Source organism: Clostridioides sp. ES-W-0016-02, from assembly GCF_020641035.1.
Classification (GTDB): domain Bacteria; phylum Bacillota; class Clostridia; order Peptostreptococcales; family Peptostreptococcaceae; genus Clostridioides.
Window position 1 is genome coordinate 424,435 of sequence record NZ_CP061361.1, and the last position, 25,072, is coordinate 449,506.

The window sequence follows — 25,072 nt, forward strand, 5'->3', positions numbered from 1 at the left end:
CCTCCAATTTATTTATTTTAAAACATCCTTCCAGCAAGTAGAGTGAGTCTTATAAAAGTGAATATATCACTATCTTTTAAATTTATAGGAGAATTGAGTTCTTCAATAACATCTTCGTTTATAAGAACTTTATAGATTCCATCTTCAAATGCTTGTAGTGCAACTTCTATAGCTTTTTCTATAGATTGTTTGTTTTCATTGTAGATAGAGCCGAATCCAACTTTTCCAATGGTAGCTTGAGACTCAATATCTTCACTAGTTAAAAAGCTTATTATTGATTTTTCTGGGGTCTTTTCATTATATTCAAGAACATTTTTAGATACAATTTCAGAGATAGCCTCTTTTAGGCAATTGATGTTGTCAGATAAATCAAAGGGGGTAAGTTCTAGCATAGGTCTACGTTTGCCAACAGCTTTAACTCTAAAATAAATTTGCATAAAATCACCTCGCAAAATATTAAGTATTAAGAAACTTAAAAAATTTATCTATTTGTTATATTATATCATTTTGTGAAATATTAGTGTGTATTATGGAATTATTTTACAAAAAATAGAAAAAAAGCTATCTTAAAGTCTAAAAAAGAGATAAAAGATAACTTTTAATTATGAAAGTATATAATAATAACTTGTAGTTATTAAAATTTAATTTAGATGTTTAGTTTTAATAACTATCTTTTTTTATTTATAAATTTTACTCCTAAGTATTTTTTGATATCTTCTTCAGGAGAAAAATCGTCAATAAGGATTTCTTTGCCAGTATCTTCAAATACTACTAGAACTTCACAGTCACCTTGTAAGAAAAATTTTCTGACAGTATCCTCTTTAACTTCTCTAACTTTTATTACATTCTTTTTTTCTTTTTCAAAGTCTTTTGTATAGTAACTTCCCATCATATTAATGATTTTTGTATATCTATTCATAAAATGCCTCCTCATGCGATTAAATTTAAAAAATATGTTATAATAATTGTTTGTATTAACTTAATAATTATAACAAGGAGTAATAATAATGACTAGTATAAAAAATAAAGATATTTTAAATTGTATAGATTATTCCACTAAAAATAAGCTCTTTAATAAATTAAATGATGTATATGAATCTTTACCAACTGGAAATTGTTCTGGTTGTGGTAATTGTTGTATGGAATCGGTAGGTATAAATTTAATTGAGTTTTTGAATATATTTTGTTATCTTGAAGATAGAGCGGATTTAAGAAGAAGATGTATAATTAAAATAGTAGACTATTATTTTGAAGAGTATTCTAAAAAAAATTCATGTCCATTCAAAGATGATAATAATAGGTGTTTAATATATGAAGTCAGACCACTAAATTGTAGATTATTTGGACATTGGAAAAAAGAGGACTATAACAAAAATCTAGATAATGTGACTAAGAAAAATAATGCTTATAAAGACTTGATGAAGAGACAACATGGATTTGAAATAAATGATGAAGTGGTAAATTATAGAATAGATTATTGTGAAAGCTTTATTCCAAGTAAAGATTATTTGAGTAAATCTGAGAGATTAAGCTTTTTTGATGAACTTATGATACTAGATTCAAAACTATATTCTAATAGCATTATAGATATCGATTTTAAGGATAGAGGCATAGTTGAATATCTTATAGAATCGCTATTTTACAGAGATTTAGCATATAATGTAAAAATAAGGATATCTAAAGAACCTAAAATAAAAAAAAGAACTATTAATAGAATAAAAAGACTTATTCTACTAGAGTCTTATATTAAATAAATAATAACTTGTAGTATAAATATTGTCAAAATGAGGTGAAGATGGTGAATCTAACAAAAGTAAAAGGAAATACTTTTTTTATAAAAGGTGGTACAAATACAGGAATATATGTGTTTGAGGATAATACAGCACTTATGATAGACCCAGGATTATGTGGTTCGAGGCCAAGAAGAGTAACCAAAGTATTAGATGAAAATAAAATACAAGTTAGATATATTATAAACACTCATGGTCATGATGACCACTATGGGGCATGTAATCAATTTAAAGAATACTATAAAGATGTGTGCGTAATGTCATCAAAATACGATAAGTTATATATAGAAAACCCAGAATTATTTTCAAAGTATATTGTTGGGGGGAAAAGCAATATATTTATGGATAGTATTTTAAAAAGTAAAATGTTAGATGATATAGAAATAGATAAAACTATAGATTCAGGTAGGCTGGAACTAAATAATGAAATGTTTGATATAATTGAATTTCAGGGACATACACCTGGAAGTATAGCTGTTTTAACTAAAGATAAGGTGATTTTTGTGGGAGACCTTTTGATAGGAGATGAAATTCTATCAAAATTCGATTTCTTATTTTTATATGATATACAAGAGCAAATGAACTCGTTAGAAAAGTTAAAAGGTATAGATTTTGAGTATTTGGTTTTGGGACATGGAAAACAAGTGATATCAAAAGAAGATGCTTATAAATTAATAGAAAAGCATTTGAATGCTTTAGAGAAATATTTATACCAAATAAGACAATTACTTGAAAAACCAAAATCTTTAGAAATTTTACTAAAAAATATTATAAATAACAATAATTTAAGCAATAATTATAAAGAGTATCATTTTTTTAAATCTTCATTGATATCTGTTATAAGTTACCTAATTGATTTAGACGAAATAGGGTATATCTTAGAAGATGGAGAATTGCTTTACTATACAAAAACAAAATAAATTATGATAAAATAAAGAAGGTCATAAAAAACAAATAAAGGGTGAGCAATATGGAATACGAAAAATGGAATGAAATACTAGCACCTTATGAACATGCAGTAGAAGAATTGAAAATAAAATTTAAAAATATAAGAAAAGAATATTTAGCAAAAGGCGAGTATTCTCCCATAGAATTTGTCACAGGAAGGACAAAAAAAATATCTTCCATAATATCTAAGTTAAAAAGGCTAAATGCGAAAGATATAGAAACTGAAATTGATGATATTGCTGGTATAAGAATAATGTGCCAGTTTGTTGAAGATATATATTATATAGTTGATTTGATAAAAGTAAGAAATGATATGACTATAATAGGAGAAAAAGATTATATTACAAACTACAAAGATAGTGGTTATAGAAGCTATCATGTTATAATAAAATATCCTATAAACTCAATTGCGGGCTCAAAAGAAATTATATGTGAAATACAAATAAGAACTCTTGCAATGAATTTCTGGGCTACAATAGAACATTCATTAAAATATAAATATGACCATTACATACCTGAGACTCTAGCAGAAAGACTTAGAAGAGCATCTGATGCTGCGTTTCTCTTAGACCAAGAAATGAGTGAAATAAGAGAGGATATAATGAAAGCTCAGGCTATGTATCAAATGAAGTCTATAGCAATTAGAGACACTCTAAATAGAATACAAGAGTTATATGACTTAGGTGATACACATAAAGCTATGCAGTATCAAAGAAAGTTGGATAGAACTGAAACAGACAAAAACATAACCGAAATTTTAGAATTAAAACAAGAAATAGATATGTTATTAGAGCAATATAAGGATAACAAGGTAGATGATAGAGTGGTTCAATAAAGCTACTTATAGAGAAAATTTACTAAATATTAATGGGGCTGCCTCTTAATGGAAAATAATTTCTAAGAAGAGACAGCCTATTTAGTTTAATCAAGGAAGGAATGATGTTATGAGTTTATATGCAATAGGTGATTTACATTTTTCAACATCAGTAAATAAGCCAATGAATATCTTTGGTAGTAATTGGGATGGTCATGAAAAAAAGATTATAGATAATTGGAAAGAGGTTGTTACAGAAGAAGATGTAGTATTAGTATTAGGAGATACATCTTGGGGAATTAATTTATCAGAAGCTAAAAAAGACTTAGATATAATAAATGAACTTCCAGGTAAAAAAATACTTATAAAGGGAAATCATGACTATTGGTGGACAACAGTTACAAGTTTGAATAAGCTATATGAAAATATGCGTTTTATTCAAACAAATTTCTATGAATATAGAGAGTATGCAATTTGTGGAGGTAGAGGTTGGATATGTCCCAATGATGTTAAATTTGATGAGACGGATGAAAAAGTTTATAGAAGAGAAGAAAATAGATTAAGGCTGTCATTAGAGTCTGCCCGTAAAAAAGGTTATTCCAAAATAATAGTAATCACTCATTATCCTCCTACAAATGATAGATTAGAGGAGTCTTTATTTACAAAATTATTTGAAGAATATAATGTTGAAAAGGTGATTTATGGTCACTTGCATGGTAAAGAGTCTTTTAAAATGGGTCTAAAAGGAATTAGAAATGGAGTTGAATATATATTAGCATCTTGTGATTATACAGAATTTAATTTAATAAAAGTTCACGATTAAAAAACATAAATTGGTAAATACTATAAGATACATGATTAAAAATAAATATTTGAGGGATTTCGGTTTTGAGAAAGGAGACACGATTTATGAGGTGGATATTAGTTTTTATATTTTTATATCTTATTCCTTTGATAGTGATATTCAGAAATTACAAGAATTTTAAGAGGTCTTGTATCTACAGTAGTATTTATGTAGTATTAGCTACAACAATAATGATAAGTAACATCTATATGAGTGGACTTAATAAGATAAAAGAATCTATGTATTATCATAATTATATTTCTGATGAGACATATGATGAGAAATATGTATCAAATTTTAATGAAAAAGAAGAAGAAGATTTAAAACAAGATAAAAAAAATAGCAAAGAATCAAACAACAAAAAAGTAGATAATAAGCAAGAGAAAAATACACAAAGTACAGAAAATAATAAAGAAGAAAATCAAAAAGATGTAACAAAGAATAATGATTTAGAAAGAAATACTTCAACAAATAGTGAATCAGAAAAACAAGTAAATACTGGAGAAAACAAAGATACTTATACAAGTAAAGAAAATGATAGTGAAGATATAAAAAAAATAGACCTAGAAAGTATAGGAATTTTCAAGAAAGAAATTTATAATATAGAAAGAGTAGCTTTAGTACCAATGAGAGAATGTATACCTTATACTAAGGATATTGCAAAAAATATAACTAAATTATCTAGTATAAAAAAAGATGTTACAAATGCTAGAAATAAGTGTAAAGAAGTTATAGAAGAATATGAGAATATGCAAATCCCAGAACTTTCTAAGGATGAATATACAAAGGTATTAAGTAGTGCTAGAGATGATGTAAAAAAGGCGTATGAACTTAGACAAAAGTCCATGGATAGTGCCTTAAAATTAATAAATACTAAAAGTCCTAAATATATAGGCAAGATAACTGAGTATCTTGATTTATCAGATAAGCAGATAGAAAGTTTTAAAAATAGATTGAATGATTTAAATGAAGAAATAGATGGGTCAAATACTATTGATTAAGAGTTAAAGAGATAAGTTAAAAGGGAGATTAGTATGAATAAGCAGAGTATAGGAAAACTAAATATGTTTTTTATGGGGATTACTCAGAGAAACCTTGAAAATGAAGATTTTTTTATTGAATTAGAAGTAGTTTTTAAATCAGGAAGAAAAGAATTTAAAGGAATTGCAATAGAAGAAGAAGGTAAGTACAAATTTAATTTTAAAGGCAAGTCAGAGTTACATACATTTAGTGAATTGTTAAAAAATATATCTAAAGAAGCGGAAAATTATGATGGGCTAGTATTTAGATATATTGAAAGAGGTACTATTGTCGTAATAGAAGGAGACAATAAAAAAGTAAATGTAAAGTATCTAGATAATAAAGAAGAAGTACCGAAAATAGATGAATTTACAGCATCTCAAATAAAAAACAGAGAGTACTATGTAAAAGTAGGACAAGCAAATGCACTTTTAAAAGAAATTGGAGTACTTACAAAAGATGGTAAAATAAAAAATGATAAAATAAGAAAGTATAATCAAATAGACCACTTTGTGGAGCTTATAGACAATATTTTAAAAGAAATAAAAGACAAAGACTGTATAACAATATTAGATTGTGCTTGTGGTAAATCATATCTAAGTTTTGTACTAAATTTCTATATAAAAGAAGTATTAAAGAAAAACTGTTATTTTATAGGAATAGATTATTCAGATGTAGTTATAGAAGCGTCAAAGAAGATGGCTAAAAACTTAGGCTATAAAAATATGTCATTTATAAAAGAGGATTTAACTAATTATACACCTAATAGAGATGTTGACCTTGTAATAAGCTTACATGCTTGTGATACAGCAACAGATATGGCTATAGGATTAGGAATTAGAGCAAAATCAGAAGCTATAGTAGTAGTACCATGCTGTCATAAGGAGTTATTAGGACAATATAAATATGAAGCTATGGAACCAATATTAAAACATGGAGTATTTAAAGCTAGATTTGCAGACTTAATAACTGATGGTTTAAGAACGTTATTGCTAGAAGGAAATGGATACGATACTTCTGTGGTAGAATACATATCCCCATTAGATACACCAAAAAATTTAATGATAAGAGCAATAAAAACTAAAACAAATAATGAAAAAGCATTAAATGAATATAGAGAACTAAAAACACAATTTGGAGTAGAACCAACTTTAGAAAAACTTATATATTAGTTGAAAATGTAAAATTTACAAAAAGCTTGCTTAAATATGCAAGCTTTTTGGTATTATATAGGTATAGTCATATATATGATTTTGATTTATAATTAAAGCTGTGCTATAATATTTGATTAATAAAATCAATAAATGTTACATGGAGGTAAAAATGAACAAATTAAATATATGTATTGATATAGATGGAACAATAACTAGCCCTTATCATTTTCTTCCATACCTAAATGATATATTCAATAAAAACATTACAGAGTCAGAGTGTATAACTCACAATTGGGAAGAATTATATGGTTCAGGAATAAGGGATGTATATGCAGAATTTAATGATAAGTATGTACATTCATATGATGAAGCAGAAATTGTAGAAGGAGCTATTGAAGTAATAGAGGAATTATCTAAGGGGCATAATTTATCTTTTGTAACAGCTAGACATGAGTGTTTAACTGATGTAACTAAAAACTGGTTAATTAGACAAGGAATTTTAGATATAGATGTTTACTTATTAGGAAGTGATTATAAAGTTGAAAAGGCAAGAGAACTGAGTTGTGATATATTTATAGAAGATAACCCTTTAAACTCAGTCCAATTGGCTGATGCAGGTGTTAAAGTAATACTTTTAGATACTAACTATAATAAAGATATTGAACATCAAAACATAATTAGAGTTAATAACTGGATAGATATTAAAAAGATTATAGAAGAAAGTAATTAAAAGACTTATAATTTGAAAGGGGGAGCATATGATAGATTTAAAACTAGAAAACAGAAAAGGAAAAATTCATGTAAAGAGTAGTGAGATAAAAGACATTTTAGAATTACGTCCAGACTTTGAATATGTACAAGATATATCAAATACTATAAATCAGGAGAATATATTGGTGTTTGATTGTCAATTGACAGGAAATTCTTTTGATATGGATGATTTAGATATAGAAGAAATATTAGAAGAATTGGGTGAGGAAATAGATGAGTCTTATTTCAATGTCTTATTTGAAGATGTAAGAGCATATTTAAAAGATGCTACTGATGAAATAGAAGCAGATTTGCAAGAAAATTACCTATTTGATAATTTGAGATGCTATTTTGATATATATAATATAAATCAAGAATTCACTGATTTTAAGTTTGTATTTTTAGTTTCTTTTAAGGATATAAAAATATCTTCATTAGCTAATCTAGCTAAGATTGTTTCCAAAAGACAACTGATAGGAGCATCTAAGTTTTATAGTTAAAATACAATTTTATGATAGCAAAAGCTAGTAGTCTTGTAAAAACATAGACTTCTAGCTTTTTTATTTGCTTATTTTTAAAGAAAACTTTAGAATAGTATTTACATTCTTAAAAAAGTATTATATATTAAACATAATGTACAGTATATTGTCTAGAATGTTTTAAAATAAGTTACTGTCTTTAGATAAAATAATTAAATATACTTATGATTATATAAGTATAGTCGAGGTGAATTTATGCAGAATTTAAATGAAATAATTGCTGAAAACTTAAAAAAAATAAGGAAAGAAAAACATCTTAGCTTAGATAAAATTTCTCAACTTAGTGGAGTAAGTAAGAGTATGTTGTCTCAAATTGAAAAATGTGAAGTGAATCCAACTATATCTACTATCAAGAAAATAACGAATGGATTAAAAATATCATTTACATCATTGATGGAAAGACAAGAAAGTGAGATAGAATTGGTTGATAAAAAGGATGTAGACCATTTTATTGAAGATGATGGAAAATATGTAAGTTATCCGATATTTCCATTTGATTCCAAGAGAAGATTTGAAATATTTATGATTGAGATAGAAGAGGGAGGAACGTTGGATTCAAATGCGGAACTTCCAGGAACTCAAGAGTTTATTACAGTTTTTAGTGGTGAAATAACTATTAAAATAAATGGAGAGGATTATATTGTATCTAGTGGTAATTCTATAAGATTTAAAGCTGATGTATCACATGTATATAGAAACTCAGGGAGAGGTGTAGCTAAAATAAGTATGGTAGTATATTATGTATAATAATTGAATGGAGTATATAGTAATATTTAGATGATTTTAAGTATGAGAGTATATAATATTTAAATAATAGGAGTGTGATTTATAGATGAATAACAAAAAAGCAGTTTTCTTCTTTTGTAATAGTTTAGATAAAGACCCAGTGGCTAAAAATGTAATTAACTGTTGTGAGGAAGTAATGGATTTAAAGCAGACTGATATTATTGTTGATGATAACTTTGTATTAGAATTTATAGATAAAAACAATAACCTATTCCAGTTTGTAAAAACGGAAAATGTAATAAGTCATGATTATAAATATTATCTGCCAATTTTAAATAAGTATTTCAAAGATTTTGATTTTGCAGGAGTTGTGAATTGGCATGAAGGAGAGAATGCTCCAGAAAATATTCTAACAGCTCATACTATTGGAGATGTACCAACAGGCGAGTTTGGAAATTCAAATCCAAAATATTTTAGAAACTTAATTAATGCAATTGAAGATATAAAAAATGAAAACTCCCTTGATGAATTCACTACATTAACAGAAGCAACTCACTGGTCTGGAACTACATATGGTGAAGTAGCTAAATTAATTACAGAATATTCTGTACCTATGTTAGATATTGAGATAGGAAGTAATAGTAATAGTAATAGTTTTAATAATAAGACAGCAATACAAGTATTATCGAAGTCTCTAATTAGAGTATTTGATAGTGATGAGCCTATAAAAACTTTACTGTGTGTAGGAGGAGTTCACTTTGAAAATTCTTTTTCAGACATTATAAAAAATGGAGAATACAATATATCAATTGGGCATGTATTACCAAATCAATGGATTGTAAGTGGAATGTATGATAATGAAGATGGATTTGAAAAATTAGAAAAGTGTGTAGACAGTATTGATGGTGAAATTGATGGTATAGTTTTTCATGATAAATTAAAAGGGACTTATAAAGAACAATGTCGTAAGTTAGGGGAAAAGCTTAAGGTACCTGTGTTTAAACATAAGATATTGAAAAACCCAAAAGATTTGCCTATATGGTAGATTTGATTTATAATAATGAGATTTAGTAAGTATATTCAGTAATTCAGATTAATTTTTAAGTGAGGTCAAAAATGATAATATCTTATTTTGCACTATTAATTAGAGTAGTGCTGTTAGCCTTTGAAAGAGTAGTTGTAAGATTATTAGGTGATGAAGAAGGCGATATTTATAAAAATATAGCTTCATCATTTTTATTTTTCTTTATAGGTGGAGTATGTTTACTACCATTTAGTATAATGAGTAAGGTTGGAGATTGGTCCTTTTTAATACCATGCTATATAAGTAGCTTAGTTTATTCGATTGGGTCAGTAGCATATGTAACATCTCTAGCAACTGGTGAAGTTTCACTTGTAACTCCAATAAACAGTTTAAACTCACTATTTCTATTGCTTTTATCAGTTGTATTTTTAGGCGAAAGTTTTAGTTTAGCAAAAGTTGCAGGAATTATAATTATGATAGGTGGAGTATTTATATTAAAAAATGTAAGTTCTTTATTAAAAAATGCATCTGCCATTCTAAATAATCTACCATGTAGATTGATGTTTTTGTACATATTTTTTCAATCAGTAGGAAGGGTATTAGATAAGGCATTTTATGTTCAAGTATCTCCTATACTATATTCAACGATACTTTACTTTTTTGTTGGATTAAATCTATTTGTCTTTTTAGCATTTAAAAAGAAACAAAGAGTAATCTATGAAATATTTAGTAATAAGAAGGGACTTTCAATTTTAAGTGGTGCTATTAATGGATATTCTTATCTAGCATTATTAATTGCTTTAAATAATTTAGAACTCAGTATAGCAGAACCATTTTCTCAAGTTTCTATGATAATAACCTTAATACTTGCTCACTTTATATTTAAAGAAAATATCAAGGAGAAAATACCAGGTTCAATTCTTATATTAATTGGTGGATGGTTGTTATTGCTTTAATTGATAAATCAGAGAGATGATGGAAGTCTATAAAGGGCTAGATAAACAGAAACATGATGGGGTAAAACATGTTATAGCTGGTGCAGAGAATTTGCACCAGCTCAGACTTTAGACAAACTATATATTAATATTTTCTGACTTTTCATTGTGCTTATTATTCAATGCTTCAGACTATAATTTCCATACCATCATAGGCAAAGGAAGTATTATCAAGTTTTTTCTCTAATTCACTACTTTATATTTTTTCTATTTTTTATGTATTTTCTTAAAAAGTTTTCTGGCCTTGTTAGACATAGTCATATTTCTTCTGACTTACATGTGGGTTATAGCAAAGAATGATTCTGTTATCAAGAAAGGTATTAAAAGTAATAAAACATTAACTAAATAGATAATATTTTATTACGTTATTTTAAAGACCCACCTATAGTTAACTATTTTCATATGTCAACTTTGTATTAAGGTTTTAAATACTAATTTATAATTGTTAGTTTTTATGTCTAACTCTAAGTGGTATATTAAGTTCTTTTGCTAATTGTTTAGATTCTTCTATTTCCTCTGGAGATATTTCATCTACTACTGAAAAGGCAACTTCTTTTATATATTCTTTGCAATCTTTTGCAAAATCTAACATGTAGTCAAATGATTTTTCTCCAAACTTTGGTTGAGTAACTCTATTATAAGCTTCTTTATTTGGAGCATTAAGACTTATTGATACTGCATCTATCACATCTTTTAACATAATAGCAGTTTTTTTATTGTGTATTAAATCACTTAGACCATTTGTATTTATTCTTGTTTTGATATTACTTTTCCCTTTTACAAATTTAGCAACTTCTATTAATTCATTTATTCTCATTAGTGGTTCACCATATCCACAAAATACAATTTCATCATATTCATCTAAATTATATTTGCCAAAGGCTTCTTTTACTTCATTAATACTTGGTTCGTGTTCTAACCATAAGCTACCACTATTTGCTACTTCATCTTTTTCATTTCTTATGCAAAACACACAGCTACATGGACATGTATTAGTTATATTTACATAGATACTGTTTTCAATTGTATATAAGATATTCATAATTTTCCCTCCATAAATTTAAGTTTTTAGTTAAAATAACGTCTTTTAAAATCAAGTTTATCAAGTGCTATCCCTAGAAGTACAAACACAATAAAGCTTCCTATTGGCTGTAACAAACCAAGTAAACTCATTACAAAAGCACTTGTAAAGCTTCCAATAATTATTCCCTCAGCAAACATATATAAAACTAGACCTACTATGCCTGCTACAAATGAAGCAATTATATTTCGTTTATTTATTATCTTGTCACTTTTAGAAGTGAAAAATAATACGAGTATTGGCTTTATAATTATAGTTGGTATTACCCATATTGCAGCTCCTGTAGATAAATCAGCTAGACCAGCGCCTATTGCAGAGGCTGCTATAGCATAGTTTGTTGGTAAAATAGTTGCAGCTAGATAAATAAAGGCATCTCCTATATGAACATATCCATTGTTTCCACCAACTGGAATATGTAATATATAAGCTATTGTCAAACATATTATAGACGCAAATAGCGCTGAAGTGACGATACAGGTCGTCTTTTTAGAAGTAGCTTTATTCATTTTTTCCAATATAATCCCTCCTCAAAAATCCCAAACTAGTATTCTTGTAATGTTTTCTTATAAATATATTAATATTAATCATACAATTTTCATAGTTTGTTTGGTATTTTTCTGGTAAAAAGTGAATTGTACCCATTCAAAGTCTTTTGATGGAAAAGTAGATTGTAATTAGGATAATTTAATAGGATAATTAGAAAGGTTGTTGTAAATTTGATATAAAATATAACAAATAGTAGGTGTATACAAATAATATAAAATAAGAAAAATAATATAAGAGAGTCATACTCAATGTATATTGAATAGACTCTCTTATATTTGGGAAATTAAAGGCTATTTTGTTAGATAATAGCTAATTAATGAAAAAATATATTTATAAAATACTAATTTACTCTATTAGCAGCAGTTCCTGTGCTTATAACATCTACAGCACTACTTAAACTAGAATAAACTATATTTTCTATCGCTGTACTAGTGAAGAATCCAAGGTGATGAGTAAATATAACTTGCTCCATAGAAAGAAGTTTGTTGATTTCTGGGTCAGTTAATTCACCTGGGTTCATTTTTTTATTTAAGAATAATCCTTCAGTTTCAAATGTATCAAGGGCAGCAGCTCTTATTTTTCCAGCTTCTAGTGCTTCTATTAAGTCCCCTGTCTTAATTAAACCACCACGACCAGTATTTACTATGTAAGCGCCATCCTTCATTATAGCTAAAGTATCTTTATTTATCATATGTTTTGTTCCTTCAAGTAAAGGAGTATGTAATGTTATAAGGTCAGCTTCTTTAAGAAGGTCTTCTAAAGAATCTTTATAAGTTAATATATCATTTAAATCTTTATTTGGATATTGGTCAAATGCAATTACATTAGCTCCTAAGCCTTTGAATAATTTGGCAGAAGTAGCACCTATTTTTCCTGTACCTATAACACCAACTGTGATAGATCTAACTTCTGTTCCAAGAAGTTCAGCTATCCAACGATAGTCACCTTCACAGACTTTTTTCTTTACTAAAGGAGTCTTTCTTAAAAGGTTCATAGCTTGAGTAACAGCTAATTCAGCTATTGCATTAGGTGAATAAGAAGGAACATTTGTAACAATAAGTCCATTTTCATTAACTAAACCAAAATGTATCATGTCCATCCCTGCAGTTCTTGAAGCTATAACCTTAACCCCAGCATCTTTTAAAGTTTCATAAATATAAGGGTTATCTATATAGTTAGTTTGTTGTATAGATATACCATCATATCCTTTAGCTTTTACTACATTTTCTTCAGTCATGTTTTCAGGATAAATATCCACTTGAACATCCTTATGTTCTTCAGACCATTGTTTTATTACTGGTTCTTCATAATCGCGTGCTCCAAATACTAGTATTTTCATATCAATACCCTCCTGTAATTATTAAATTATATGGTAATTTTTCATTTAGAAATAATATGTAGCAATATAAGGTTATATTTTTATACAAAATTTTTAAGGTTAAAAATTTAGTTTTGAAATTGTTTTCCCTGTGTTATTTTGATATTTAGTTATTTTTTATTTAAGATAATAATTGCTCTAAACATTTATCAAAGAAATTGTTATTTTTTAGATTAAATATTATTAAAAAATTATCTAAGTTTTAAATTAGTTAACTAATCAATTGATTAATTACAATGATAGCATGTGTTTTTGAGTTTAGCAATGAAAATTTTTTTTGAAAAGTCAAGCTTTTTCATAAAAAAATATATAAAAAAAACTTTTAAAGGCATAAAAAAAATGGCAAAATGCTATGGAGAGTTGCATGATGCCACGATATGAAATTAATAATGCAATTGTATATTGTTAAAAAACATTCAAATCAAGCGATATTTTGCTTAAATATAAAGTTGGCACGATAAATGCTTAACAATATAGGTGTAAGACAATAAAAAATATAAAAAATAATCATTTATAACTTTTAATAATTTTATAAGTTATCTCAATAAGATTAGGAACTTTGACATCAAATAGTTAATATCAGAAAAAAGTACTTTATATGTGATTTAATTGAATTTTTATAATTGATACTATTAAGGAGGAAAACGTTATGCTTTTAGAAGGAGTTAAGGTAGTAGAACTTTCAAGTTTCATCGCAGCACCATGTTGTGCAAAAATGTTAGGTGACTGGGGTGCAGATGTTATTAAAGTTGAGCCTATAGAAGGTGATGGAATAAGAGTTATGGGTGGAACATTTAAATCTCCAGCATCAGATGATGAAAACCCTATGTTTGAATTAGAAAATGGAAATAAGAAGGGTGTAAGTATTAATATAAAATCAAAAGAAGGAATAGAAATATTACATAAATTAATATCAGAAGCAGACATATTTGTAACTAATGTTAGAGTTCAAGCATTAGAAAAAATGGGTATAGCTTATGACCAAATAAAAGATAAGTATCCAGGACTAATATTTGCTCAAATATTAGGATATGGTGAAAAAGGACCTTTAAAAGATAAACCAGGATTTGACTATACTGCATACTTTGCAAGAGGAGGAGTTAGCCAATCTGTAATGGAAAAAGGAACATCTCCAGCAAATACAGCAGCAGGATTTGGTGACCACTATGCAGGTTTAGCATTAGCAGCAGGAAGTTTAGCAGCATTACATAAAAAAGGAAAAACTGGTGTAGGTGAAAGAGTAACAGTAAGTCTTTTCCATACAGCTATATATGGAATGGGAACAATGATAACAACAGCACAATATGGAAATGAAATGCCTTTATCAAGAGAAAATCCAAACAGCCCATTAATGACTACATATAAATGTAAAGATGGAAGATGGATTCAATTAGCTTTAATACAATACAATAAGTGGTTAGGCAAATTCTGTAAGGTTATAAATAGAGAATATATATTAGAAGATGATAGATACAACAACATAGATTCAATGGTTAATCACATTGAAGATTTAGTTAAGATAGTTGGAGAAGCTATGTTAGAAAAAACATTAGATGAGTGGTCAGTTTTATTAGAAGAAGCAGACTTACCATTTGAAAAAATCCAAAGCTGTGAAGATTTACTAGATGATGAACAAGCTTGGGCAAATGACTTCTTATTTAAGAAGACATATGATAGTGGAAATACAGGTGTTTTAGTTAATACTCCAGTTATGTTTAGAAATGAAGGAATAAAAGATTATACACCAGCACCAAAAGTAGGGGAACATACTATAGAAGTATTAAAAACTTTAGGATATGACGAATCAAAAATAAATAACTTAAAAGAAGATAAAGTTGTAAGATACTAATTAGTATTTCTAGATTTTGGGAAAGGAGAATACTAAAGATGTATACAATGGGATTAGATATAGGTTCAACTGCATCAAAGGGAGTAATTTTAAAAGATGGAGAGGATATTGTGGCTTCAGCTACGATATCTTCTGGTACTGGGACTACTGGACCATCAAGAGTTTTGGAAAAATTATACAGTGAGTCAGGTCTTGGAAGAGAAGACATTGAAAAAATAGTAGTTACAGGATATGGGAGAATGAAATATTCTGATGCTGACAAACAGATAAGTGAGTTAAGTTGTCATGCTAGAGGAGTAAACTTCATAATTCCAGAAACAAGAACCATTATTGATATAGGTGGTCAAGATGCTAAAGTACTAAAGCTAGATAAGAATGGAAGATTACTAAACTTTCTTATGAATGACAAATGTGCTGCAGGTACAGGAAGATTTTTAGATGTAATGGCAAAAATAATAGAGGTTGATGTATCTGAACTCGGAAGTATATCTATGAATTCTCAAAATGAAGTATCAATAAGTAGTACATGCACAGTGTTTGCAGAATCTGAAGTTATATCACACTTATCAGAAAATGCAAAAATTGAAGATATAGTAGCAGGTATTCACACTTCAGTAGCAAAGAGAGTTTCTAGCCTAGCAAAAAGAATAGGAGTACAAAGAAACGTAGTAATGGTTGGTGGAGTTGCCAGAAATAGTGGAATTGTAAGAGCTATGGCAAGAGAAATCAATACAGAAATTATTGTACCTGATATACCTCAATTAACTGGTGCTTTAGGAGCAGCATTATATGCTTTTGATGAAGCAAAAGAATCACAAAAAGAAGTGAAAAATATATAAAAAGAGGGATGACAATGTCTGAAAAAAAAGAAGCTAGAGTAGTAATAAACGATTTATTAGCTGAACAATATGCAAATGCATTTAAAGCTAAAGAAGAAGGAAGACCTGTAGGTTGGTCAACATCAGTATTTCCTCAAGAGTTAGCAGAAGTATTTGACTTAAATGTATTATATCCAGAAAATCAAGCAGCTGGGGTAGCGGCTAAAAAAGGTTCTTTAGAATTATGTGAAATGGCTGAATCTAAAGGATATTCTATCGACCTATGTGCATATGCAAGAACAAACTTTGGTCTTTTAGAAAATGGTGGATGTGAAGCTTTAGATATGCCAGCTCCAGATTTCCTACTTTGCTGTAATAATATATGTAATCAAGTTATAAAATGGTATGAAAATATTTCAAGAGAATTAGATATACCTTTAATAATGATTGATACAACTTTCAATAATGAAGATGAAGTAACTCAATCTAGAATAGACTATATAAAAGCTCAATTTGAAGAGGCTATAAAACAGTTAGAAATTATATCAGGAAAGAAATTTGACCCTAAGAAATTTGAAGAAGTAATGAAAGTATCAGCTGAGAACGGAAGACTATGGAAATATTCTATGAGTTTACCAGCAGATTCTTCTCCTTCACCAATGAATGGATTTGATTTATTTACTTATATGGCTGTAATAGTTTGTGCTAGAGGTAAAAAAGAAACTACAGAAGCATTTAAATTACTTATAGAAGAGTTAGAAGATAATATGAAAACTGGAAAATCTTCTTTCAGAGGAGAAGAAAAGTATAGAATAATGATGGAAGGTATACCTTGCTGGCCATATATTGGATATAAAATGAAAACATTAGCTAAATTTGGAGTTAATATGACAGGTAGTGTTTATCCACATGCTTGGGCATTACAATATGAAGTTAATGATTTAGATGGAATGGCAGTAGCATACAGTACTATGTTTAACAATGTAAACTTAGACCGTATGACAAAATATAGAGTTGATTCTTTAGTAGAGGGTAAATGTGATGGAGCATTCTATCATATGAACAGAAGCTGTAAACTTATGAGTTTAATACAATATGAAATGCAAAGAAGAGCAGCTGAAGAAACTGGATTACCATATGCTGGATTTGATGGTGACCAAGCTGACCCTAGAGCCTTTACTAATGCTCAATTTGAAACAAGAATTCAAGGTTTAGTTGAAGTAATGGAAGAAAGAAAAAAACTTAATAGAGGTGAGATATAATGGAAGCTATTTTATCTAAAATGAAAGAAGTAGTTGAAAATCCAAATAAGGCTGTAAAAGAATATAAAAATGCAACTGGTAAAAAAGCTATAGGTTGTTTCCCAGTTTATTGCCCAGAAGAAATTATACATGCAGCTGGAATGCTTCCAGTTGGTATATGGGGAGGACAAACAGAATTAGATTTAGCTAAACAATATTTCCCTGCATTTGCATGTTCAATAATGCAATCATGTCTAGAGTATGGATTAAAAGGTGCATATGATGAATTATCTGGAGTTATCATACCAGGTATGTGTGACACATTAATTTGTTTAGGACAAAACTGGAAATCAGCAGTACCTCACATAAAATATATATCATTAGTACACCCACAAAACAGAAAACTTGAAGCTGGTGTAAAATACCTAATCAGTGAATACAAAGGTGTAAAAAGAGAACTTGAAGAAATATGTGGTTATGAAATAGAAGAAGCAAAAATTCATGAAAGTATAGAAATTTACAATGAACATAGAAAAACTATGAGAGACTTTGTTGAAGTAGCTTATAAACATTCTAATACTATAAAACCATCAATAAGAAGCTTAGTAATTAAAAGTGGATTCTTTATGAGAAAAGAAGAACACACTAAATTAGTAAAAGATTTAATAGCAAAATTAAACACAATGCCAGAAGAAGTCTGTTCTGGAAAGAAAGTTTTATTGACAGGTATATTAGCAGATTCTAAAGATATATTAGATATTTTAGAAGACAATAATATAGCAGTAGTAGCTGATGATTTAGCTCAAGAAACAAGACAATTCAGAACAGATGTGCCTGCAGGTGATGATGCATTAGAAAGATTAGCAAGACAATGGTCAAACATAGAAGGTTGTTCATTAGCTTATGACCCTAAGAAAAAACGTGGGTCACTTATAGTAGATGAAGTTAAAAAGAAAGATGTAGATGGTGTTATCTTCTGTATGATGAAATTCTGTGACCCAGAAGAATACGATTATCCTTTAGTTAAGAAAGATATAGAAGATAGTGGAATACCTACTTTATATGTTGAAATCGACCAACAAACTCAGAATAATGAACAAGCAAGAACTCGTATTCAAACTTTTGCTGAGATGATGAGTTTAGCTTAAGTTCATTAAAATAAATTTACTATAAAATATGAAAATTGGAGGAAGCTATGTTATATAACAAAGAGCAAGAACTTTTAAGAAAAGCAGTAAGAGATTTTGTTAGTAAAGAATTAGATACTTTACCAGCAGAAATGGATAAAACAGGTGTAATGCCTAAGGAATTAATCAAAAAATTAGCTGAAACAAAATTTATAAGCAGTAATATCCCAGAAGAATATGGTGGTGGGGGAGCAGGATATGTTTCTTACGCTATCATAATGGAAGAAATAGCTAGAAGATGTGCTTCAACAGCTACTTTCGTTACAGCTGGTTCTTCTCTTGCTACATTACCAATACTTTACAATGGTACTGAAGAGCAAAAACAAAAATACTTAAGAGGTTTAGCAACAGGTGAGTTAATAGGAGCATTTGGTTTAACTGAGCCAGGAGCTGGTTCTGATGCTGGTGGACAACAAACTACAGCAGAATTAGTAGGAGACCACTACATATTAAATGGTAGAAAAACTTTCATAACTAATGGACCATTCTGCGATATAGCTATAGTAATAGCAGTTACAGATAGATCTAAAGGTCTTAGAGGAACATCAGCATTTATAGTAGAAAGCAAATGGGATGGTTTCTCAACAGGAGCTCATGAAGATAAGATGGGTATAAGAGGAACTGAAACTTCTGACTTAATATTTGAAAATGTTAAAGTTCCAAAAGAAAACCTTATAGGAAAAGAAGGTAATGGATTTAAAATAGCAATGGGGACTTTAGAAGTAGGTAGAATAGGTGTTGCTGCCTTAGCTCTAGGAATTGCTCAAGGTGCTTTAGATGAAGCTGTTAAATATACAAAACAAAGAGTTCAATTTGGTAAGCCTATAGCTAAATTCCAAAATACTCAATTTACTATAGCTGATATGGAAACAAAAGTTTGTGCAGCTAGAGGATTAGTTTATGATGCAGCACAAAAGAGAGATGCAGGAATGAGAGTTGCTCAAGAATCTGCAATGGCTAAATACTATGCAGCAGAAGTTGCAAATGAAGTTGCTTATAAAGCATTACAACTTCACGGTGGATATGGATTCATAAAAGATTATGAAATCGAAAGAATGTACAGAGATGCTAGAATCGTATCAATATACGAAGGAACATCAGAAGTTCAAAAAATGGTAATTTCATCAAACGTATTAAAATAATAAATAATCTAATGAAATTGGAGGTATAGACTTTGAAAATATTAGTTTGCGTAAAACAAGTTCCAGATACTAACGAAGTAAGAATAAATAAAGAAACAGGTACTCTTATAAGAGATGGAGTTCCAAGTATATTAAACCCAGATGATGCAAATGCATTAGAAGAAGCATTAAAAATTAAAGATGAGCATGATGATGTAACTATAACAGTTATAACAATGGGACCTCCTCAAGCAGATTTTATGCTAAGAGAGTGTTTAGCTATGGGGGCTGATGATGCAATATTATTAAGTGATAGAGCATTTGGAGGAGCTGATACTTGGGCTACATCAAATACTATCGCAGCAGGAATATCTAAAATAGGTGACTATGATATAATATTTGCAGGAAGACAAGCAATAGATGGAGATACTGCACAAGTTGGACCACAAATTGCAGAAAAATTAAACATTCCTCAAGTTACATATGTACAAGACTTCAAAATAGAAGGAAAAGACATAATAGTTCAAAGACAATTAGAAGATGGATATGAATTAATTAAAGTAAGTACACCTGTACTTTTAACAGCAGTAAAAGAATTAAATGCACCTAGATATATGTCTGTTGATAAAATAGTTAAAGCATATAAACATGATGTAAAAGTTTGGACAATTGATGATTTAGACGTAAATAAAGAAGAAGTTGGCTTAAAAGCATCACCAACTAAAGTATTTAGATCATTTACTCCTGAGCCAAGAGGAAAAGGAGAAATCTTAGAAGGTAAAGCTGACGAAATAGCTAACAAAATAATAATAGGTCTAAAACAAAAGCACATTATATAAGTTGGAGGAGTACAAACTATGAATGATATAAAAGATTTAAGTTCTTATAAAAACGTATGGATATTTGCAGAGCAAAGAGATGGAAAAATAACTCCAGTAGTTATCGAATTATTAGGAGAAGGAAGAAAATTAGCTAAAGAAGTAGATGCAGAACTTTGTGCAGTATTATTAGGAAAAGATGTTGATGGATTAGCTAAAGAATTAATTTCTTATGGAGCTGATAAAGTTTATGTTGCAGACGATGCTCTTTTAGAAAAATATACAACTGATGCATATACAAAAGTAATAAAAGATGCAATAGATGAAATAAAACCAGAAATAATGCTTTTCGGAGCAACTCATATAGGTAGAGACTTAGCACCTAGAATAGCTTCAAGAGTAGGAACTGGATTAACAGCAGACTGTACTAAACTAGAAATAGACCCAGAAGATAAGAAAATAAAACAAACTCGTCCAGCATTTGGTGGAAACATAATGGCTACAATCATTTGTCCAAACCATAGACCTCAAATGTCTACAGTTAGACCTGGAGTTATGGATAAAGCTGAAAAAGACGAAACAAGAACTGGTGAAGTTATAGCATTAGATTACAAAATAACTCAAGATGATATAAGAACTACTGTTTTAGAAACAGTTAAGAGTAAAAAAGATTTAGTATCTCTTACAGATGCAAATGTTATAGTATCAGGTGGTCTAGGATTAGGTGGACCTGAAGGATTTGAAATGCTTAAACAATTAGCTGACAAATTAGGTGGAGTAGTTGGTTCTTCTCGTGCAGCTGTAGATGCTGGATGGATAGACCATTCTCACCAAGTAGGTCAAACAGGAACTACTGTTAAACCAAACCTATACATAGCTTGTGGTATATCAGGAGCAATACAACATTTAGCAGGTATGCAATCATCAGATTTCATAATTGCTATAAACAAAAACCCAGCAGCTCCAATATTAGAAATTGCTGATTATGGAGTAGTTGGTGACTTACATGAAATAGTTCCAATGCTTATAGATAAATTAGATAGCGTTGATGATTTATTAGAAGCTATAAAAGCTTAATAGGTAACAAGTACCTAAATATTACTGATGAAATAAGCCTTATTAGTTAGTAACATAAATATTATTACATAATATGGTTATTACTAAATTGTATTTGTCAGTTATTAAAAAGTCTGTTTGAATAAAATTTTATAATACAAGATATCTAGATAATCCTTATATTTATATTACTTACAAAATGTGAGTCATATTCTATAAGGATTATCTTTATTTTCAAAAATAAGCACTATTTTTAATTAAATTGTGTTAAACAGACAAATAATTACCGAATATGTGATAAAATACAATTAAAAGCAAAATGAAATTTTTAACAAACTATGACCATTAAAATTATCTGTAAGTTGTATTTTAATGAAGCAAGATATTAAAAAAAGACAAATAAGGAGTTGGTTGTATGTGCTAATAGTATTTATTGTAAGCAAACAATAAATTTTGTATGTAGTTCAATAAATTACTTAATGAAAGGTGCGAATATTGATGGATAATAATTTGATAGGGCTTATAGAACATGTAGAAAATCCAGTTATTTTATGCAAAGAGTCAGGCGAAATAATATACTGTAATCATCTAATAGATAATATTTTTAGCTTTCTCGATATAAAAAGACCTAAAAATATAAATGAATTAGATTCAAATTTTGACAAAAAAGATATACTGGTGAATAATAAAAAGAAAATAGCTTTTAGAGAATTAAGAATGACTGCACATATTTATAATATGAAAGATAATGATAATGAAAATAACATAGTTTATTTATTTGAGAAGTCTGTAATATCTGACAAAATAGTTGAGGATATAATAGAACATATAGATGAAGTTGTCGTTGTATTTAACAAAGATGGGGTAATTGAAAAGATGAATACTGTCAGTGATGAGATTTTACCTTTTAAAAGAACTGAAGTACTTGGTAGAAATATAACAGATCTTGTCAGACAGGGGTTAGTTGAAGAACCAATAATATTAAATATGCTTAAGGTAAAGAAAAAGATTTATAGAAATATTGTTTATCCTGATGGAAAGCTTATCGCTTATACAGCCGTTCCAATATGGGACTCAAAAGGAAAACTTACAGGAGGAGTACTTACAGGAAGAGATATATCAAGGGTTATTAAACTTGAATCTCAGATAAGATATAGTGATGTATCAGAAGATACAGAGTATATAAGCCAAAGTAAGACTATGGACAATATAAAAAAAGTTGTCAAAAGAGCTGCAGCATCAGATTCTTCTATATTTATAAATGGAGAATCAGGCGTAGGAAAAGAAATTATAGCTAGGACAATATATAAGTATAGTTCAAGAAGGGAAAAGCCTTTTATAGCTATAAACTGTGGGGCTATACCAAATGAATTATTAGAATCAGAGTTTTTTGGATATGAAGAAGGTTCTTTTACTGGAGCTAAGAAAAAGGGTAAAAAAGGACTTTTTGAAGAAGCAAATGGTGGAACTATATTCTTGGATGAAATAGGTGAATTGCCAATGCAAATGCAAAAAAAATTACTTAGAGTTATACAAGAAAACACAATTACTAGAATTGGTGGGAGTAAACCTATAAAGATAGATGTTAGATATATAAGTGCCACTAATATTTCTCATGAGGACCTTAGAAACAACCTTAAATTTAGACAAGATTTATACTATAGATTGAGTGTTATTCCAGTAAAGATACCACCACTTAGAGAGAGAAAAGAAGATATAGTTCCATTAGTGGACTACTTCCTAAAACTTTATAATGATAAGTACAATAGAGAAGTAGAAGTTTCACCTAAGGTTATTGAATTATTGGAAGAATACTCTTGGCCAGGAAATATAAGAGAGTTAAAAAATATTATTGAAAGATTTGTAGTATTATCAGCCAAAAACGTAATTGGAGAAGATGAATTTAATATGCTTATAAATCTGGATATGATTGATAACGAATCAAATGATTTATCACCAATAGTGGTAAATGGAATTATGAATCTGAATGATGCATATAAAATGGTAGACCAAATAATGATAAGTAAGGCTATAAATAAATATGGTTCAATAACAAAGGCAGCCGAAGTGATAGGCATATATCCTTCTACAATACATAGAAAGATAAAAAGCGGATATATTCGTGTTTAGTAGATAATTATATGCTATATTAATTAATTTTATAAAAAAATATATTTTTAAATACATAACCTATATACAACTTAAAAGAGATGGCTTAGAAATAAATTTAATTACTCTAAGTCATCTCTTTTCTTTTATAAATATTTAAAAGTTATATTAGTTTATAGAGTTAGCAGAACCTAAAACATCATCTATTTTACTTTCAACTACAGCTTGTATAGCATCTCTACCAGCACCAATGTATTTTCTTGGGTCAAATTCTTTTGGATTTTCAGCTAAGAATTTTCTAACAGCAGCAGTCATAGCTAGTCTTAAGTCAGTATCCATGTTTATTTTACAAACAGCCATAGAAGATGCTTTTCTTAACATGTCTACAGGTACACCTTTAGCTCCAGCTATATTTCCACCAAATTCATTACATGTAGCAACAGCGTTTTGGTCAACAGCAGATGCACCATGAAGAACTATTGGGAAACCTGGTAATTTGCTTTGGATTTCTTCTAGTATATCGAATCTTAATTTAGCTTCTCCTTTGAATTTGAAAGCACCATGAGAAGTTCCTATAGCTATTGCTAATGAATCAACTCCTGTTCTTTCAACAAATTCAACTGCTTCAGCAGGTTGAGTATATTTATGAACATCAGAAGTAACATCATCTTCTGTTCCAGCTAAAACACCAAGTTCTGCTTCAACAACAACACCTTTAGAGTGTGCATATTCAACAGCTTCTTTAGTTATTTTAACATTTTCTTCAAAGTCAAAATGAGATCCATCTATCATAACTGAAGAGAAACCAGCATCAATACAAGTTTTAATAGCATCCATATTTGGACCATGATCTAAGTGAAGAGCTACATCTACACCTATTTCATCAGAAGCAGCTTTAACCATCTCAACTAAAGTATGAGGTCCAGCATATTTAACAGCTGACATAGAAGCTTGTATCATAACATAAGAATTTTTAGCTTTAGCAGCTTTTAAAACACCTTGTAATTGTTCTAAGTCACTTATGTTAAATGCACCTATAGCAAATCCACCTTCGTAAGCTTTTTTAAACATTTCTTTTGTATTAATTAATGCCATTTTAAACTCCTCCTATTAACTTTTAAAATTTACCCATCACTTATATTATAACGTTAAATCAAAAAAAGTACATAGTAAATTGTAATAACTATAAATTACAAGTATAATGTTAAATAGAAGATAATAGGATTAGGCAGAATAATAAAGAATAGCAACAATTTAGGAAGAA

25 protein-coding genes are annotated in these 25,072 nt (G+C 28.7%); 19 read left to right on the forward strand and 6 right to left on the reverse strand.

Translation table 11 applies throughout. The features are described 5' to 3' along the window. Nucleotides 1-17: 17 nt before the first annotated feature. Complete coding sequence (locus IC758_RS02305; RefSeq protein WP_227435491.1) at nt 18-437, reverse strand: hypothetical protein; 420 nt, start codon at nt 435-437, stop codon at nt 18-20. Nucleotides 438-667: 230 nt separating this feature from the next. Next, nucleotides 668-919: a hypothetical protein gene (locus IC758_RS02310; protein WP_227435489.1), complete on the reverse strand. Its 252-nt coding sequence runs from the start codon at nt 917-919 to the stop codon at nt 668-670. Between the two features lie 88 nt (nt 920-1,007). Here IC758_RS02310 and IC758_RS02315 point away from each other — a divergent pair, with 88 nt between their 5' ends. The 11 genes from IC758_RS02315 (at nt 1,008) to IC758_RS02365 (ending at nt 10,565) form a co-directional block, all read left to right on the forward strand. After that, nucleotides 1,008-1,754 carry a YkgJ family cysteine cluster protein gene (locus IC758_RS02315; protein ID WP_227435487.1) on the forward strand — a complete coding sequence of 249 codons (747 nt, stop codon included), beginning with the start codon at nt 1,008-1,010 and terminating at the stop codon, nt 1,752-1,754. 44 nt (nt 1,755-1,798) lie between these two features. After that, nucleotides 1,799-2,710 carry an MBL fold metallo-hydrolase gene (locus IC758_RS02320; protein ID WP_413927696.1) on the forward strand — a complete coding sequence of 304 codons (912 nt, stop codon included), beginning with the start codon at nt 1,799-1,801 and terminating at the stop codon, nt 2,708-2,710. A 50-nt stretch (nt 2,711-2,760) separates the two neighbouring features. Then, nucleotides 2,761-3,573 (forward strand): GTP pyrophosphokinase family protein, encoded by an 813-nt coding sequence (locus IC758_RS02325; protein WP_227435483.1) that lies wholly within the window; start codon nt 2,761-2,763, stop codon nt 3,571-3,573. A 109-nt stretch (nt 3,574-3,682) separates the two neighbouring features. Beyond that, nucleotides 3,683-4,375, forward strand: a complete 693-nt coding sequence (locus IC758_RS02330; RefSeq protein WP_227435481.1) for a metallophosphoesterase — start codon at nt 3,683-3,685, stop codon at nt 4,373-4,375. Between the two features lie 86 nt (nt 4,376-4,461). Further along, nucleotides 4,462-5,397, forward strand: coding sequence for an MSCRAMM family adhesin SdrC (locus IC758_RS02335; protein ID WP_227855860.1), 936 nt, complete (start codon nt 4,462-4,464; stop codon nt 5,395-5,397). A 33-nt stretch (nt 5,398-5,430) separates the two neighbouring features. After that, nucleotides 5,431-6,588 carry a class I SAM-dependent methyltransferase gene (locus IC758_RS02340; protein WP_227435477.1) on the forward strand — a complete coding sequence of 386 codons (1,158 nt, stop codon included), beginning with the start codon at nt 5,431-5,433 and terminating at the stop codon, nt 6,586-6,588. A 151-nt stretch (nt 6,589-6,739) separates the two neighbouring features. Next, nucleotides 6,740-7,300 carry a 5' nucleotidase, NT5C type gene (locus IC758_RS02345; RefSeq protein ID WP_227435474.1) on the forward strand — a complete coding sequence of 187 codons (561 nt, stop codon included), beginning with the start codon at nt 6,740-6,742 and terminating at the stop codon, nt 7,298-7,300. 28 nt (nt 7,301-7,328) lie between these two features. Next, the gene (locus tag IC758_RS02350; protein WP_054272357.1) at nt 7,329-7,820 is read left to right on the forward strand and encodes a hypothetical protein; all 492 of its coding nucleotides are present in this window, start codon (nt 7,329-7,331) and stop codon (nt 7,818-7,820) included. A 234-nt stretch (nt 7,821-8,054) separates the two neighbouring features. After that, nucleotides 8,055-8,606, forward strand: coding sequence for a helix-turn-helix domain-containing protein (locus IC758_RS02355; RefSeq protein WP_227435472.1), 552 nt, complete (start codon nt 8,055-8,057; stop codon nt 8,604-8,606). A gap of 85 nt (nt 8,607-8,691) precedes the next feature. Then, nucleotides 8,692-9,630 (forward strand): D-aminoacyl-tRNA deacylase, encoded by a 939-nt coding sequence (locus IC758_RS02360; protein ID WP_227860705.1) that lies wholly within the window; start codon nt 8,692-8,694, stop codon nt 9,628-9,630. A 71-nt stretch (nt 9,631-9,701) separates the two neighbouring features. Then, on the forward strand, nt 9,702-10,565 hold the full coding sequence (locus IC758_RS02365) for an EamA family transporter (protein ID WP_227435468.1): 864 nt from the start codon (nt 9,702-9,704) through the stop codon (nt 10,563-10,565). A gap of 484 nt (nt 10,566-11,049) precedes the next feature. Here IC758_RS02365 and IC758_RS02370 read toward each other — a convergent pair whose 3' ends face one another. The 3 genes from IC758_RS02370 to IC758_RS02380 form a co-directional block, all read right to left on the reverse strand. Continuing rightward, a complete protein-coding gene (locus IC758_RS02370) occupies nt 11,050-11,646 on the reverse strand; it encodes a TIGR04100 family radical SAM protein (RefSeq protein ID WP_227860706.1) in 597 nt (198 codons plus the stop codon). Nucleotides 11,647-11,672: 26 nt separating this feature from the next. Continuing rightward, nucleotides 11,673-12,200, reverse strand: coding sequence for a TIGR04002 family protein (locus tag IC758_RS02375; protein ID WP_227435465.1), 528 nt, complete (start codon nt 12,198-12,200; stop codon nt 11,673-11,675). 371 nt (nt 12,201-12,571) lie between these two features. Beyond that, the gene (locus IC758_RS02380; RefSeq protein WP_227435461.1) at nt 12,572-13,570 is read right to left on the reverse strand and encodes a D-2-hydroxyacid dehydrogenase; all 999 of its coding nucleotides are present in this window, start codon (nt 13,568-13,570) and stop codon (nt 12,572-12,574) included. Nucleotides 13,571-14,258: 688 nt separating this feature from the next. On the opposite strand from IC758_RS02380, the gene hadA reads away from it, so the two are divergent. From hadA to IC758_RS02420, 8 genes are all read left to right on the forward strand, one after another. Continuing rightward, nucleotides 14,259-15,458 carry an isocaprenoyl-CoA:2-hydroxyisocaproate CoA-transferase HadA gene (gene hadA, locus IC758_RS02385; protein ID WP_227435459.1) on the forward strand — a complete coding sequence of 400 codons (1,200 nt, stop codon included), beginning with the start codon at nt 14,259-14,261 and terminating at the stop codon, nt 15,456-15,458. Nucleotides 15,459-15,496: 38 nt separating this feature from the next. Further along, nucleotides 15,497-16,297: a 2-hydroxyisocaproyl-CoA dehydratase activator HadI gene (hadI, locus tag IC758_RS02390; protein WP_227435457.1), complete on the forward strand. Its 801-nt coding sequence runs from the start codon at nt 15,497-15,499 to the stop codon at nt 16,295-16,297. A 14-nt stretch (nt 16,298-16,311) separates the two neighbouring features. Then, nucleotides 16,312-17,538 (forward strand): (R)-2-hydroxyisocaproyl-CoA dehydratase subunit HadB, encoded by a 1,227-nt coding sequence (gene hadB / locus IC758_RS02395; protein ID WP_169468259.1) that lies wholly within the window; start codon nt 16,312-16,314, stop codon nt 17,536-17,538. Next, on the forward strand, nt 17,538-18,665 hold the full coding sequence (hadC, locus tag IC758_RS02400) for a (R)-2-hydroxyisocaproyl-CoA dehydratase subunit beta (protein WP_227435455.1): 1,128 nt from the start codon (nt 17,538-17,540) through the stop codon (nt 18,663-18,665). Before hadB ends, hadC begins: the two co-directional genes overlap by 1 nt. A 47-nt stretch (nt 18,666-18,712) precedes the next feature. Beyond that, the gene (acdB, locus tag IC758_RS02405) at nt 18,713-19,846 is read left to right on the forward strand and encodes a putative isocaproyl-CoA dehydrogenase AcdB (RefSeq protein WP_227435447.1); all 1,134 of its coding nucleotides are present in this window, start codon (nt 18,713-18,715) and stop codon (nt 19,844-19,846) included. A 32-nt stretch (nt 19,847-19,878) separates the two neighbouring features. Beyond that, entirely contained in the window at nt 19,879-20,664 is a 786-nt protein-coding gene (gene etfB, locus IC758_RS02410; RefSeq protein WP_227435445.1) for an electron transfer flavoprotein subunit beta, read from the forward strand. 18 nt (nt 20,665-20,682) lie between these two features. Beyond that, the gene (locus IC758_RS02415) at nt 20,683-21,720 is read left to right on the forward strand and encodes an electron transfer flavoprotein subunit alpha/FixB family protein (RefSeq protein ID WP_227435443.1); all 1,038 of its coding nucleotides are present in this window, start codon (nt 20,683-20,685) and stop codon (nt 21,718-21,720) included. Nucleotides 21,721-22,197: 477 nt separating this feature from the next. Then, on the forward strand, nt 22,198-23,829 hold the full coding sequence (locus tag IC758_RS02420; protein ID WP_227435441.1) for a sigma-54 interaction domain-containing protein: 1,632 nt from the start codon (nt 22,198-22,200) through the stop codon (nt 23,827-23,829). 147 nt (nt 23,830-23,976) lie between these two features. Here the strand turns inward: IC758_RS02420 and fba are convergent, their stop codons facing one another. After that, entirely contained in the window at nt 23,977-24,903 is a 927-nt protein-coding gene (gene fba / locus IC758_RS02425; RefSeq protein ID WP_227483382.1) for a class II fructose-1,6-bisphosphate aldolase, read from the reverse strand. Between the last annotated feature and the right edge of the window lie 169 nt (nt 24,904-25,072).

Excerpts from the sequence above, each read along its gene's own strand:
- IC758_RS02305 (WP_227435491.1), bottom strand. The coding sequence starts at position 437 with ATGCAAATTTATTTTAGAGTTAAAGCTGTTGGCAAACGTAGACCTATG.
- IC758_RS02310 (WP_227435489.1), bottom strand. The coding sequence starts at position 919 with ATGAATAGATATACAAAAATCATTAATATGATGGGAAGTTACTATACA.
- IC758_RS02315 (WP_227435487.1), top strand. The coding sequence starts at position 1,008 with ATGACTAGTATAAAAAATAAAGATATTTTAAATTGTATAGATTATTCC.
- IC758_RS02325 (WP_227435483.1), top strand. The coding sequence starts at position 2,761 with ATGGAATACGAAAAATGGAATGAAATACTAGCACCTTATGAACATGCA.
- IC758_RS02330 (WP_227435481.1), top strand. The coding sequence starts at position 3,683 with ATGAGTTTATATGCAATAGGTGATTTACATTTTTCAACATCAGTAAAT.
- IC758_RS02335 (WP_227855860.1), top strand. The coding sequence starts at position 4,462 with ATGAGGTGGATATTAGTTTTTATATTTTTATATCTTATTCCTTTGATA.
- IC758_RS02340 (WP_227435477.1), top strand. The coding sequence starts at position 5,431 with ATGAATAAGCAGAGTATAGGAAAACTAAATATGTTTTTTATGGGGATT.
- IC758_RS02345 (WP_227435474.1), top strand. The coding sequence starts at position 6,740 with ATGAACAAATTAAATATATGTATTGATATAGATGGAACAATAACTAGC.
- IC758_RS02350 (WP_054272357.1), top strand. The coding sequence starts at position 7,329 with ATGATAGATTTAAAACTAGAAAACAGAAAAGGAAAAATTCATGTAAAG.
- IC758_RS02355 (WP_227435472.1), top strand. The coding sequence starts at position 8,055 with ATGCAGAATTTAAATGAAATAATTGCTGAAAACTTAAAAAAAATAAGG.
- IC758_RS02360 (WP_227860705.1), top strand. The coding sequence starts at position 8,692 with ATGAATAACAAAAAAGCAGTTTTCTTCTTTTGTAATAGTTTAGATAAA.
- IC758_RS02365 (WP_227435468.1), top strand. The coding sequence starts at position 9,702 with ATGATAATATCTTATTTTGCACTATTAATTAGAGTAGTGCTGTTAGCC.
- IC758_RS02370 (WP_227860706.1), bottom strand. The coding sequence starts at position 11,646 with ATGAATATCTTATATACAATTGAAAACAGTATCTATGTAAATATAACT.
- IC758_RS02380 (WP_227435461.1), bottom strand. The coding sequence starts at position 13,570 with ATGAAAATACTAGTATTTGGAGCACGCGATTATGAAGAACCAGTAATA.
- hadA (WP_227435459.1), top strand. The coding sequence starts at position 14,259 with ATGCTTTTAGAAGGAGTTAAGGTAGTAGAACTTTCAAGTTTCATCGCA.
- hadI (WP_227435457.1), top strand. The coding sequence starts at position 15,497 with ATGTATACAATGGGATTAGATATAGGTTCAACTGCATCAAAGGGAGTA.
- hadB (WP_169468259.1), top strand. The coding sequence starts at position 16,312 with ATGTCTGAAAAAAAAGAAGCTAGAGTAGTAATAAACGATTTATTAGCT.
- hadC (WP_227435455.1), top strand. The coding sequence starts at position 17,538 with ATGGAAGCTATTTTATCTAAAATGAAAGAAGTAGTTGAAAATCCAAAT.
- acdB (WP_227435447.1), top strand. The coding sequence starts at position 18,713 with ATGTTATATAACAAAGAGCAAGAACTTTTAAGAAAAGCAGTAAGAGAT.
- IC758_RS02415 (WP_227435443.1), top strand. The coding sequence starts at position 20,683 with ATGAATGATATAAAAGATTTAAGTTCTTATAAAAACGTATGGATATTT.
- IC758_RS02420 (WP_227435441.1), top strand. The coding sequence starts at position 22,198 with ATGGATAATAATTTGATAGGGCTTATAGAACATGTAGAAAATCCAGTT.
- fba (WP_227483382.1), bottom strand. The coding sequence starts at position 24,903 with ATGGCATTAATTAATACAAAAGAAATGTTTAAAAAAGCTTACGAAGGT.